General features: G+C 38.2%; 7 protein-coding genes. 3 read left to right on the top strand and 4 right to left on the bottom strand.

Annotation, left to right across the window (positions count from 1 at the left end; genetic code table 11):
- Positions 1–519 precede the first annotated feature (519 nt).
- Positions 520–1,392, bottom strand: a complete 873-nt coding sequence (gene hisG, locus K6D58_RS05055) for an ATP phosphoribosyltransferase (protein ID WP_296828276.1) — start codon at positions 1,390–1,392, stop codon at positions 520–522.
- Positions 1,393–1,630: 238 nt separating this feature from the next.
- Here hisG and K6D58_RS05050 point away from each other — a divergent pair, with 238 nt between their 5' ends.
- Positions 1,631–3,724, top strand: a complete 2,094-nt coding sequence (locus K6D58_RS05050; protein ID WP_296828273.1) for a methyl-accepting chemotaxis protein — start codon at positions 1,631–1,633, stop codon at positions 3,722–3,724.
- A 139-nt stretch (positions 3,725–3,863) separates the two neighbouring features.
- Here the strand turns inward: K6D58_RS05050 and K6D58_RS05045 are convergent, their stop codons facing one another.
- From K6D58_RS05045 to K6D58_RS05035, 3 genes are all read right to left on the bottom strand, one after another.
- Positions 3,864–5,084 (bottom strand): BamA/TamA family outer membrane protein, encoded by a 1,221-nt coding sequence (locus K6D58_RS05045; RefSeq protein WP_296828272.1) that lies wholly within the window; start codon positions 5,082–5,084, stop codon positions 3,864–3,866.
- Positions 5,085–5,194: 110 nt separating this feature from the next.
- Positions 5,195–6,094, bottom strand: coding sequence for an RluA family pseudouridine synthase (locus K6D58_RS05040; RefSeq protein WP_296828270.1), 900 nt, complete (start codon positions 6,092–6,094; stop codon positions 5,195–5,197).
- Positions 6,095–6,116: 22 nt separating this feature from the next.
- A complete protein-coding gene (locus K6D58_RS05035; RefSeq protein WP_296828268.1) occupies positions 6,117–6,404 on the bottom strand; it encodes a hypothetical protein in 288 nt (95 codons plus the stop codon).
- A gap of 53 nt (positions 6,405–6,457) precedes the next feature.
- Here K6D58_RS05035 and K6D58_RS05030 point away from each other — a divergent pair, with 53 nt between their 5' ends.
- Both K6D58_RS05030 and K6D58_RS05025 read left to right on the top strand, forming a co-directional pair.
- Positions 6,458–12,250 carry an alpha-2-macroglobulin family protein gene (locus K6D58_RS05030; protein WP_296828266.1) on the top strand — a complete coding sequence of 1,931 codons (5,793 nt, stop codon included), beginning with the start codon at positions 6,458–6,460 and terminating at the stop codon, positions 12,248–12,250.
- Positions 12,247–14,397, top strand: a complete 2,151-nt coding sequence (locus tag K6D58_RS05025; RefSeq protein ID WP_296828265.1) for a transglycosylase domain-containing protein — start codon at positions 12,247–12,249, stop codon at positions 14,395–14,397. The genes K6D58_RS05030 and K6D58_RS05025 overlap by 4 nt, the downstream gene beginning before the upstream one ends.
- The last annotated feature ends 15 nt before the right edge of the window (positions 14,398–14,412 follow it).

Here is a 14,412-nt window from a genome sequence, read left to right as displayed (position 1 = left end):
ACTTTCCGCTTTGTTGTAACAGACAAATTTAAAGAGGCTTTTTAATTCCTCGTCCTCTGATTTATCCCATGCACTTGCATTATAAAACAATTTTACTGTTTTGTCTGTTTTGTCATTAATGGCTGTCTGCTGACATGAGGTTTTAAATGTGTAGCAGGGAAGTCCTAAATTAAAGGGATCATTTTTACAGATAAAGATTACAAAGCTTTCAGGCAGATCTTTGTAGACACGGCCTTTTAATAGTCGTCAGTAAAGGTCAGGTTTTCTAATGATTTAGAATAAGAGGTTTCTTTCATGGTTTCTCCATATTTTGACATTAATTTTTTGGAGAAATCTGTTTTTATAAATCATGCAGCTTTTTAACAAAAAGAAGGCGGATTAAAAAAGCTGGCGGATTTCAAAAAAAAACAAATATTCCCCATATATATATTTTCATCGTTTAACAAAAAACCACACAAATTACCAAAAAAAATCCCCTTCCATATAAAATGAAAGGGGATAAATATCAGATTAAATAAATTACATCAAAACCTTGCGCAGACCGTATTCAACAATATCAGTTGCACCAAGAGCATGGAGCTGTGGAAGAAGTGTAGGAACTTCTGATTTTTTAACGGCAATCTTTACAGCGTAACCGTTTCCACCAAAGAGTGGAGAAACTGTAGGGCTCTTCATGGAAGGAATACCCTTAATAAGTGCATCAAACTTTTCTTCAGAAACATTCATTTCAAGCATTACTCTTGAACGTGCAGCAAGAACAGTTTCAAAGAGCATCTTAAGTTCCATAATCTTCTGCTTTTTAGCTGGATCCTTAAGGGCTTCCTTAGAAGCATACATTCTTGTAGAAGATTCCATTAAAGTATCAACAATCTTAAGGCGGTTTGCTTTAAGTGAAGAACCTGTAGAAGTATTATCAATAAGAACCTGGGCAAGGGCATCCGGTGTATCCTGAACAAAACCCTCTGAAGTTCCCCATGTACGGAAAATTTTACCGTCAATCTTTTTATCAGAAATCCATTTAGAACTTAAAGCCTGATATTCAGTTGCAATTGTAAGTGGCTTTTTAAGAAGTGAGTCATAGTCTACAGTTTCTGGAATTGCAGCAACGATGCGTACAGGGTCAAAGCCTAAGTCCATGATTTCTTCAACATCGTCCTGAACACCGTTTTCGTATACCCAGTCTTTTCCGCTGAATCCAACATCTGCTTTATTCTGTGCAAGAAGGGCGCTGGTAATCTGTGGTTTTACAACCTGAAATGCAAGGTCATCCTGATTTGTCACAGGAAAGTACTGACGGTCAGGAAGATAAAGTGTAATTCCTACGTCGTTTAAAAGTGAATAAACTGATTCATAAATACGGCCTTTAGCCAGAAGAATCTTCAATTTTTCCATTCGTTTCTCCAAATAAAAACAATTATTGATGCGAAGCCTATTATATAGATGAAAATAGATTGTTTCAATGCAAAAAGAAAGGCTGCATTAAGCGGTAATCTAAAAAAAACAAAGGTACGATTTGTTTATTAAGTGCAATTTTTATATATTTTATGCAATACTTTTGTGAATAATAATGACTGTTTTTAAAAAACTATGTTATAGTTAAAGGATGGGTTTTCACATTTCAGGAGGTCTTATGGAACAGGCAAAGCAAAAGAATGGCAAGCTTTTTATTCTTATTGCCATGATTATTGCATTAACAGTAATTATCCTTGACGCAGTCCAGATTCTTGTGGTTTCTGCTTCAGCGAGAACAGAAATTCAAAAAGATACCTATATGCAGTACAAGGAACTTTCTAATCAGAGTGCCCTTGTATATGAACATCAGATAGACAGTTACCTTTCTAAAATGGATTATTATGCAAATGCAGATATAGTTCAGCAGGGTGCTTCAACTGACGCAATTGTAAAGTGGATGACAAACCGCATTCACAACAGATCTGATGTATTTGAATACATTGGTTACGTAGATAAAAATGGTGTTAACTGGACAGATAACGGAGATACTTCAAATGTTTCCGGAGCTGATTATTATCAGGCAATCATAAAGAAGGGTGAGGATGAATTTATTGACAACCCTGTAGAAGTTTCGGGAAGAACAATAGTTCATGTTTGTAAGGCAGCAAAATATAAGGATAAGACAATAGGATTCTTCTATGGTGTAATGGATCCTGAGACTGTATCAGATGCCCTTGCACAGATTGACCTTGGTTCAGTTGGAGACCTTGCAATTTACGGTTCAAACGGAACTCTTGTAGGTTCAAGTATTCCAAGTGATATTTCCAGAGCCAATATGGAAAAGATTAAGTCTGAACAGCCTGACTCTTATTCACAGCTTTCAAGAGCCTGGTCTTCAGAAGAAGAAATTTCAGGAACCATTACTAACGAAAACGGTAACTCGGAAGTATTCTTCTCAAGAAACGTTGCCGGTACACCATGGAAGCTTTTCGTTATGCTTAATGAGACCCGCATTTATACAACAGCCATGCTTGTAACAAACCTTCTTATTATAGGTGGAATTGTTCTTGCAGTTTTAATCGTGCTTGTTGTAGGTGTTATGCTCTTCCGTTCCCTCAAGCCTCTTACAGTTGTAGAAGAAACAATTCGTGGTATTGCAACTGGAGATGCAGACCTTACTCAGAGAATCCACATTAATACAAATAACGAAATCGGTCGTGTAGTAGACGGATTTAACCAGTTCTCTGCAAAGCTTCAGGAAATCATCAGGACAATGAAGAATTCCAAGGAAAAGCTTGTTGATGTTGGTGAACTTCTTCAGGATTCTACAGATGATACAGCTGCTGCAATTACAGAAATTATCAGCAATATCGAAAGTCTTGGCGGTCAGGTTGGATATCAGACTGAATCTGTACATCAGACAGCCGGTGCAGTTAACGAAATTGCATCTAATATTGAATCCCTTAACCGCATGATTGAATCTCAGAGTACAGCCGTAACTCAGGCCAGTGCTGCTGTAGAACAGATGATTGGTAACATTAATTCTGTAAATACATCAGTTCAGAAAATGGCTGAATCCTTTAAGGATCTTGAACAGAAGACAATCGTTGGTGTTCAGAAGCAGAACGACGTTAATACCCGTATTGAAGAAATTGAGCGTGAAAGTCAGGCCCTTCAGGAAGCAAATGCCGTTATTTCCGGAATTGCAGAACAGACAAACCTTCTTGCTATGAATGCCGCAATCGAAGCTGCTCATGCAGGAGAAGCAGGAAAGGGATTCTCTGTAGTAGCAGACGAAATCCGCAAGCTTTCAGAAGATTCAAGTTCACAGTCACAGACAATCGGAAAGCAGCTTTCTACTATTACAGCAAGCATCGAATCAATCGTAAGTGCTTCTCAGGTAGCAAGTAACGCCTTTAACGAAGTTCTTAACGGAATTAACTCTACAAATAACCTTGTTCATGAAATTACAAATGCAATGCTTGAACAGAACGAAGGTTCTAAACAGATTAGCGTTGCCCTTAACAGCATGAACGATACTTCTAACGAAGTTAAGACTGCATCTGTAGAAATGGCAGAAGGTAACAAGGCTATTCTTAGTGAAATTAAACGCCTTCAGGAAGCTACATTCAGCATTAAAGACGGCATGACAGAAATGTCTACCGGTGCACGTAAGATTAACGAAACTGGTGCAGCTCTTGCTGATCTTTCTAACCAGATGAAGGAATCTATCGAAGACATTGGTAACGAAGTAGATAAGTTTAAGGTTTGATGATTAATATCAGCCTGTAAAAAATAATCCCCGGTTTTATGAGTAGAGGGTAACCTTAATCCATAAGACCGGGGATTTTTTGTTTATATTTGTATTTGTTTCTTTGTGTCTGATACTTTTTCATTAACAATCTTTTCTTTTAGAAGGTAGCTCCTAAAGAAAAGTTAAATGTAGGGTATTTCTCAGTCAGGTTGTAGGAATAGGTAAAACCTAAAGCCGGCAGGGCGATTTTTTCAAGGTAAAGATAGAAACCGCAGCCAGGACCGTGACAAACAACAAGACTGTCATCGTAATCTTCTGCCAGGTCACATTCATAAGAAGTAAGCATTGATAAAGTAAATAATGGTTTTTTAAGAAGGGCGGCTTCCAGAGAAAAACGTCCCATGGCAAATTTACTGGTGTGGAAATATTCAGAAAGGATTCTTCCTCCTTCGTTTCCTGCTTCCATGGAAGAAGTTAAAGGTACATTGTGTTCGTATTTAGCTTTAAGGTCTATTATGTAGCGGATTCTGTTTGTAAAGAAATTATCCTGCATTAAATAAGTAAGGCCTGCGTTCTGGGTAAAGTCATCACTGATGTAGTATTCAAGTCCCCCTGAAATTGTAAGGGCTTTTGTCAGCATAAAGTAACCGTTCCAGTCAACAAAGTCTGCTGCAAAGGCAATGGCTGTGCTGATTTTATGAAAGTCATCGTAACCATCATCCTTAAAGTGGGTGTAGGAATAAGCAACTCCCTGACTTAGTTTGCAAAAGGAATTAAGTTTTTCTGTTATTGAAACTGTTGCGTTATAGTTTACTGTTGAAAATTCAAGGAAGCTTTCGTCTTTGGAATCTGTAAATTCAATATCAGCATTTCCGCCGCTGGTAAATACTGTCCATCCTAAAGAGTTTTCATTGGCTTCGTGGGAATATCCGAACATTCCAAAGATTCTGTTTGATAAAAACATTCCTCCGGCCATCATTGTGTCTTTTTTACCAAAGGCATTGGAATTCAATATGAATAATCCTCCGCCATAATTTGTGGAAGAATAAAATGCAAATGGTATAGGAAGAAAAGTAATTTTTTCTTTAAGTTCAATGTTTAAGACAGTACCATCTGTTGTGTTTTCTTCTTCGGAAAGGCTTACTTTTACATCAGAAAATATTCCGTATGAGCGGAGTGTTGTTTCGATTTCGTGCAGGTCTATTTCTGAACTGTCTTTGCCGATAAAAGTATCCAGGTAAGGTGCAAGGGAATCTTCTTTTGTGTGTTTTAATCCCTTGATTGAATAGCTGCTGATAGTTGCTGCGTAAAGCTGACTGGACAGGAGTAAAAAAATACAGACAATTGCTGCTTTCTTAAAAGTATTAAAAAAAATCATGGGAACAATATTAACATAATTCAAAGGTAAATGTTTAGTAGCAGGCAGTCTGTAAAATAAAAAAAACCGGTCTTTGTAAAAAGGCCGGTTCTGGATATTTTATACAACTTTTATTTAGAAAAGTGCTTTCCCCTTTCTATAAAGTTCATGTGCCTGAGGGATTTTCTTGATTCAGTTTTTTGCAGGGGAATATTTTTCTGTGGTTCAGGTTTGAATTTTTTAAACCATACAGGGGTCTGAGGATGCCTGTCACCTTTTTTTACATACTCCAGCCATTCTTCCGGTTCAGGAATATCAAAGCGCATCTTTTCTCCTGTAACAGGGTGAATAAACTTTAAGCTGCGGGCATGAAGGGCCAGCCTGTGGAAAGGGTCGGTTTTAGCCCGGTAGTTTTCATCTCCTGCAAGAGGGTAGCCCTTGTTGGAAAGGTGGGCGCGAATCTGATTTTTTTTACCGGTATCAAGTTCAAGTTCAAAAAGGGTGTGGGTGCTTCCTCTTTCTATTACTTTATAGTTGGTTCTTGCAGCTGTAGTTTTTGCCTTGTCATCTTCTCCTGGAACATATCCTACGTGGCGGGCATTCTGGGCAAGGTCATCATCTATCAGGCCTGAGTCCGGCAGTGTCTTTTTTGGGTCCCGGGGATTTTCTGCTACAGCATGGTAGAGTCGTTCAGTAACCATTGTATGCCAGTTAGCCATAATCTTATGCTGAACAGCTTCGTTAAGGGCAAACATCATAACTCCGCTAGTATCCCGGTCAAGGCGGTGTACGGTAAAAGGTTTATGGTTTTTAGCCCAGTCTCCTCTGCCTCTCATTATTTTTTCAAGTACATCAAGTGCTGTGCGGGCTTTACTGCCAGGGTAGGGTACTGACAGCATTCCGCTTGGTTTAAGGATAACGGCAATATCTTTGTCTTCGTATAAGATTTGAATTTTTTCGTGACCGTAATCGGCTTTGTGTTCACGTTTGTACTGTGTACTTGCCTTTACGTGGTGAATTGTTTCTTTCATAAAAAAGCCTCGGTGAATCTCATTAGGATTCTGTTTTAATAAGCTTTGTGATTATAAAGAAAATGATGGAAATTATCACTAAGTAAATTAAGGAATATACCTGAAGGGCTGTTTTTGTTATTTCATTTCTAAAACAGAGGCCCAGTATTCCGGAAACCAGGGTTAGGGCTCCCATTAAATAGAAAATTGTTCCGGCAATCTTTGTTCCAGGGGATTTTTTTACAGAAGACTTTAAGAGCAGTCCTGTAATGTAAAAAGTAAGTCCTACAAGAATAAAAACTATTGAAATAATTGTGATTTTTAAGGCCATATTAAGACTATACCATATCGAATAAAAATATTACACTTTAATTGAGGTATTTTATGACTATAAAAAAACGTAAGCTTTCAGCTGTTGTGGGGCTTTTGCTCCTGTGTGCGGCGACTGTAACAGTTTTTGCAGCCGGTAGTAAAAAAAGTAAAAGTTCAAAAGCTTCTGAGGTAAGCTTTAAAGTTGCTTTAGTTACCCCTCAGGGTGAAATGAATTCGGATATTAAATATCCTAAAGTCCAGATTCATTTTACTAAACCTGTAGTTGCACTTACAGCCTTAGGCCAGCAGACAGCAACTTGTGATTATGCAAGTATTGAACCTGCACTTAACGGATACTGGAAGTGGACAACAACAAGTACTCTTTCATTTATTTCTACTGATGAAGTAATTCCCCAGAAGCTTTATACAGTTAAAGTAAAAGAGGATTTAAAATCAATAACTGGTGAAAAGCTTACGGATGAGACAACATTCTATTTCTTTTCTGAGAGATTAAAGATGTTAGCTGTTCATCCTGGTTATACAGAAGTTTCTCAGGGAAAGTATGTTGATAACTATAAAGTACCACTTGAGCAGGCTAAAGATGTAGGTGTGCTTTTTAATACAAAAGTAAACGTAGACCATGTAAAACAGTGGATTTATGTAACAAGCAGCGGTTACCGCATTCCTTATGATATTAAGGCGGCTAATACAGAATACGAAGTTGTACTTACCCTTAAGAAAGATCTTGAGGAAGGAGCAAGTGTAAGGGTTGTTCTTGAAGAAGGTGCTTCGGCTGATGTTGGCTGTATTTCAACAAGGGATTCTGATCAGGAACTTAGTTTTTATACCATTCCGGAATTTAATATAGAAAATTGTTATTACGATACTTATTCATATGGTTATTCAAATCCTGTTGTAGTAATTTTTAATACACCTCTTAAAGCAGGTACAGAAGATGAAATTGCAAAATACATTACTACAGATCTTGAAGGCTTTAAGGTAAAAAAAGATAACGTAGATCTTAGTGGTGCCCGCCTTACTCTTTCTAACTTCCCTGTAAAATACAATTCTTCTTACACCCTTACAATCAAGGGTGGTCTTAAAGATGTTTACGGAAGAAGTCTTGGTTCAAATTACACAAAGACAATTGAAATCCCAAGTGCAAGAAGTTATGCATCATTTAAAGATTCAGGCAATAAGATGCTTGAATCCCAGTTCCTTCCAAAAATTGCTTTTGAACATCAGAATATTCAGTCTGGTTCAGAATATAGGGTAAGTGGTGTTCTGGATAATAAAGGAAAAGCCCTTACTAAAGAAAAAAGCGCACAGGTTGAACTTGACCCTGAAAAAATTCCTGACGATACAACTGTTATTGAAGTTGTAGATCTTTCTAAATACCTCACAAAAGTCGGAAAGGAATATCGCGGACTGGTTCAGTTTAATGCTGATATGAAATACATTTACCGTTACTATGACTGGTGGAACGAAGGTTATGAAACCCGTCAGTCTTCTACTTCAAATAATCTTCTTGTGCAGGTTACAGACCTTGGTGCAAGTGTAAGATTTGGTAATGATTCAGCAGCAGTAATGGTTACAAGCCTTAAGACAGGTGAGCCTGTTAAGAAGGCAAAAGTTAATGCTTATTATATTTACCGCTGGAATTCAGGTGATTCTATTATTAAGGACCCATATAGTTATAGAGATGATATCATTGGTTCCGGTGTTACAGATGCTAATGGTTTTGTTCATATTGATTTTGAACGCAACTATGATATTGATTACAGTCACACAATTTACTTTGAGGTAACAACTGATGATGACCACATGATTTTTGATGGTAATACAACAAGTATGTGGCGTTATGGTGTTGACTCTTATTCACCTTCTTATTCAGCAAGTAAAAGAAAAGTTACCTTTATGTTTACAGACCGCGGACTTTATAAGCCTGGTGAAAAGGTTTCATATAAAGTAATTGATCGTGAACTTTATAAGGGTAAATATTCCGTACCAGATACAAGTAAACGTGATTTTGAAATTAAATTAAAGGAAGATTATTACTACAGTGATTCTGTATATTATGAAAAGTCCGGTACACTTGATAACAATGGTTGTACTTCAGGAACTTTTGTTCTTCCTGATGATATTGAACCTGGCCGCTATACCATTACTTATTATAATGGTGGTGATTATACAAACTGTACAATTCAGGTTCAGTATTTTGAACGCCTCAGGTTTGAAGTAAAGGCATCTACTCCTGCAATTACCTATTACAGGGGTGATGATGTAAACGTAGATGTTCTTGCCCAGTATCTTGGTGGCGGAAGCATGAGTGGTGCTTCTTATAATGCAAGCTGGTCAAGGGAAGCTATCAATTATCGTCCTGCCGGAAAGAAATACGAAGGTATGACTTTTGGTACACATCAGTATTATGACGGACGTACTTCCCTTAACACTGATTCTGGTGTTCTTGGTGCTGATGGTAAAGCCAGCCTTTCTCAGAAAACTGGTGGAGAAAAAATCCTTGGTGCACCTTATAACTATCGTGCAGAAATTGAAGTAATGGATTCCGGTAATCAGGCTATTACAGCAGCAAGTTCCGTAATTGTTCATCCGTCCCGTTACTATCTTGGTCTTGGTCGTCTTAAGTCAGGTGGATTCCCTAAGAAGGGTACAGAAGTACGCTTTAATTATGTGTGTGTTACTCCTGATGGAGCTGTTCCTTCTGCCGGAGAACTTCCTGCAAAGAAATCAAAGGCCCTTCATATTGAACTTCTCCGTGAATCCTGGAAGGAAGTTCAGCAGGTTGCATGGAATGGTCAGATTAATACCCGCTGGGAAAAATACTATGAAACAGATCTGGATAAATATGAAGATCTTACTTTGTCTGCAGCACCTGTAGAATTTACTGTTGTTCCTCCACGTGGCGGTTATTATACCCTCCGCATTTCTTCTACAGACTCTGCCGGAAATTCTGTAATTACAGAACGCAGTTTCTATGTAACTGGTGGTGACTGGTACTGGTGGTACTGGTCTGATAATTCCCAGCAGCTTTCTATGACTCCTGATAAGAATGAATATTCTGTTGGAGATACAGCACAGATTCTTCTTCAGAGTCCTCTTGAAAAGGGACGCTACATGCTTACTGTTGAGCGTGAAGGCATTCTTGAAGAAAAAGTAATCGAACTTAAAGAAAGTTCATCTGTTATTGATGTAGAAATTAAAGACTCTTACGTTCCAGTAATTTATGTTACCCTGTCATCATTCTCTGTTCGTAAAGGTCAGCCTCAGAATGATTACAATACTCCGGATATCGACAAGCCAAAGCCTTACTTTGGTGTAACAACCCTTATGGTTAGTCCGGAATCACGTACATTCGATATTGAAGTTACAACAGATAAGAAGTCTTATCTTCCTGGAGAAAAGGCTACTATTAAAGTTCATGCAAGTAAGAATGGAAAAGCTCTTGCTAATGCAGATATTACTTTGATGGCAGTTGACCGTGGTGTTATCGACCTGATTAATTACCATGTACCTGATCCAGTTCAGTTCTTCTATAATCCATCAAGGTTCCCTCTTTGTGTTTATGGTGGAGACAGCCGTGAATATCTTATGGACCCTGTAACTTATGAAGTTAAAAACCTTGTTGGTGGTGATGCTGACGGAAAATTCTCAGAGCGCAAAAACTTTGATCCTACAGCTCTCTTTGAACCATCAATCATTACTGATGCTGATGGTAATGCAAGCTGTACATTCACATTGCCAGATACCCTTACTGCCTACAGAATTACAGCAGTTGGTGTAACAGGTGATAATTTTGCCCTTGTTGAATCTCAGATGGATGTTGCAAATCCTATTTCTGTACGTCATGTACTTCCAAGAAAGCTTCGTCTTGATGACGTAAGTGAAGTTGGTGCAGTTATTTCAAATATCTCAGAAATTGACGAAGATGTAGATGTTACAATTGCCCTTTATGAAGGTACAGAAAAGACTGGTTCAACAAAATCTGCCAACGGAATCTTAAAGGCTCCTGGTCGTGCAGAAGTAATTGATTCACTTACAAAGACAATTTCAGTTAAGTCTGGTACAACCCAGCCTCTTATGTTCAACGTTCATGCAATTAAGAACGGATGGATTACTGTAGAGCTGACAGTTCAGAGTAAGCAGGTAAACGAAAAGGTTTATCTCCCTCTCGAAATCGAAAAGCCTTATATCTTTGAAACAGTAACTTCTATTGGTTCTGTTACAGGTGACGGTAAGAAGGCTAAAAAAGAAATGATAAAGGTTCCTGCTGCAGAAGATGGCGTTGGTTCATTCTATGTACAGCTTGATCCTACAAGACTTGGTATGCTTCATGAAGCTGTAGACTACGTATTCCGTTATCCTTACGGTTGTATGGAACAGAGATCAAGTAAGGTATTCCCTCTGATTGTATTTGGTGACTACATAGATGTATTTGACCTTAAGTCAGAGGTTGCAGATCCAATTGAAGTAGCAGTAAATGAAATCAATTCATGGGAAAATGTTCAGAAGTGGAATGGTGGTTTCCCTTACTGGCCTAATGGAACCGAACCTAATGCTTATGTATCTGCCCGCATTGGTGAAATTCTTGCCATTGCTCAGCAGAAGGGTATTAGGTTTACAAAGAATATTGATCTTGAAAAACTTGGCTCTTACCTTATTTCTGTAGCAAATGACAGTATGGATAATGATTACTACAGTTCAATGACTGCAGTTTATCAGTACTATGTTGCCAGTCTTCTTGGAAAGAAACCATCTGCTTCTAACCTTGCTAAACTTGAAAAGGATATAGAAGGCTATGCAGGTTCAATGGCAACTCTTGCCCTTACTTATGACCAGCTTGGTATGAATAAAAAGCGTGATGCTCTTGTAAAGAAAATCCGCAACAGAATTTCATTTACATCAAGGGGTGCAGATATTGACAGCAACGATTATGACTACTGGTGGGGAGATTCAACAGATGACTACAGTTACTGTCTCCAGCTCTTCTCTAAGATTAGTCCTGATGATGATGTAAATGATCATCTTATTTTTGAACTTCTTAAGCTTCAGTCTGCAAGGGGATACTGGTCTTCTACAATGTCTACTGTTCGCGTAATGGTAGCCGTTAATCAGTATATCCTTGGACGTAACCTTAAGAACCTTGACTTTAAGGCAGTTGCATATCTTAACGACAAACCTGTTCTTTCCGGAGAATTTGAAGGTCTTGGAGCTAAGGCTGTAGACCGCCGCATTAAGTTTGGTGATATTTCAAGCGAGAGTAATGTAGAAGTTCCAGTTGAATTCAGAAAGTCTGGTACCGGAAACCTTTATTACACAATTTCCATGAAGTATGCTATTCCACCGGAAAAGCAGGAAGCCCGTGATGAAGGTATCTGTGTTTACTCAGAAATTTATGATGTTAAGACTGGTGAACTTGTTACAGATAACAACCTTATCGAAGGAAATGTTTACAAGGAAAAGGTTTATATTTCTTCTACAGATAATCTTGAATATGTAGCTATGCGTGTTCCTGTACCTGCAGGATGTGAAATCCTTAATGCTGCATTTGCAACAACAGGAAGTCAGTATGATAATAACCGTGGAAGTTATAATAGTAATAGTGATTATGATGATGATTATTATTACTACTGGTACTCATACAACTGGCTTTCTAACAGAGAAATATTTGATGCAGAAGTTCAGTATTTCTGGGATTACTTCCATCCAACAGAAACAACTGTAGAGTTTATGTTCCGTGCAACAAGATCAGGCTTGTATAACACTCCATGTATTACAGCTGAATGTATGTACGAAGAAGAAATCTTTGGCCGTTCACAAGGTCAGGTTTGGAATATTTCTAAATGAACATTAAGTTCATCATAAAAAAAATGATGAAGGTAAAGCTTCCTCTGGCAGCTAAGATTATTCTTGGTATTGCCGGAGGAATCCTTGCCTTAGTCCTGCTTTTTAATCTTGCCCTTTATTTGATTCCATATCCTGGACTTGAAGAGTTTAAGCACAGGCAGTACAGTACCCGTTTTTTTGACAGGGACGGAAAACTTCTGCAGGTGCTTGCTCTTGAAGAAGGGCTTCACCGTGAATACTATCCTCTTGAAAAATACCCTAAAGAACTTCTTGATGAATTTGTTTTACAGGAAGATAAAAATTTTTATTCTCATAATGGTGTTGATGCAGTTTCTGTAATCAGGGCCATGATGCAAAATAAAAAAGCCGGAACAGTTGTTAGTGGTGCTTCTACCATAACAATGCAGCTGGTAAGAATTATCAGTCCCCGCAAGGAAAGGGTAACTGTTGGCAAAAAAATAGTAGAAGCCTTTAAGGCCCTTCATCTTGAAAAACATCTTTCTAAAGACGAAATCCTTGAGCTTTACATAAACAACGTTCCTTTTGGATATCAGTGTGAAGGCGCTGCTTCTGCTGCAAGAACTTTTTACGGCATTACTCCAGGGCATCTTACAGATAAAGAAATAAAGGAACTTGCAAAAATCCCAAGGCGGCCTTCGGATTATAAACCGGCAAAGCTTTATGAATATCCTTTTGAAATTCCTCATTATATAAATCATCTTGTTGGTGAATATAAAAGCAGAAAGGAAGTAATTCCTCCGGAGCTTCATCTTGCCATAGACAGTAAGCTGGCAAAAAAAGTTATTACAAGTATTAATTCCCAGCTACATACTTACCAGGATGCCCGCATTCATAATGGTGCAGCTTACGTTATAAACAACATTACCGGAGAAACCGTGCTCTGGATTGGTAACAGTGATTTTTATGACGACCAGCATTCCGGTCAGATTGATGGTGTAACGGTAAAGAATCAGCCGGGAAGTTCCATGAAGCCTTTCCTTTATGCCCTTGCTCTTGAAAACGGATTTTCGCCTAATTCAATTTTACCGGATATTCCTCAGGATTTTGGTGGAAAGGGTGTTTATGTTCCCCAGAATTTTAACAATCAGTTTAATGGTCCTGTAAGGTTCAGGGTAGCTCTTGCTTCAAGCTTAAATGTTCCTGCAGTTTACCTTCTTTATCATATGGGTGTAGACAGGTATATGGCTAAGCTTGAAGAACTGGGTTTTGAATCCCTTAGGGGAACAAGAGAGTCTACAGGCCTTTCTTTAGCTTTAGGTTCCAGTGAAGTTACCCTTTACGAAATGGTAAATGCCTTTTCTACATTTGTGAATGATGGAAAGTTCAACGGACATCAGGTATATCAGAAAGATACTGCCAGAATCATGTGTTCAATTTTAAGTGATAAAAATGCCAGGGAGCTTGGCTTTGGTCATGCAAAGGTTTTTGATACTCCTTACCCTTCTATTTTTAAAACAGGAACTTCCAATCAGTTTCAGAACATTATAGCCATTGGTGCAACAAGTAAATTTACTGCCGGTGTCTGGATGGGAAACTTTGACGGAGAAACTGTTGTACGCAAAACAGGCAGCAGTATTCCGGCTCTTGTTGTAAGGGAAATCCTTGATGCTTTAACAGAACGTTATGGATGTGATCCTTTTGCAGAACCAGAAAAATATCAAAAGGTAAAGGTTTGTACTTTGTCCGGACTTGCTCCTTCTGAAGCCTGTCCTTCTGTAGCCTGGGAATATGTGCTTAAAACAGCAGTTCCAAATATGCAGACCTGTAACTGGCATTCTTTAGAAAATGGACATATAAAAATTACCTATCCTTCTGAATATCAGCACTGGGCTTATGGAAGAAATATAAATGCAACTGACTTTTTTTCAGACGGTGAGTTTGAAATTATGTTCCCAAAGAATGAAGCTGTATTTATTTTTGATCCTGGAATTCCAGAGAATGTACAGGAGCTTATGGTTATTGCTTCCGGCGGTAAGGAAAGGGAAGCCTTTCTTAGTCTGGACGGTAAGCCTGTAGCAAAAAAGGAAATGCCTTTTTCATGGAATCTTCCTTTAACCAGGGGAGAGCACCTTATAGAAATAAGCTGTGGTTCAGAAAAAGACAGTGTTAAATATACAGTAAAATAATTTAATTAAGAGCCG

Source organism: Treponema sp. (assembly GCF_024696245.1).
GTDB lineage: Bacteria > Spirochaetota > Spirochaetia > Treponematales > Treponemataceae > Treponema_D.
The sequence above is the reverse complement of the archived record's forward strand: the minus strand, read 5'-3'. Positions and strand labels throughout refer to the sequence as shown.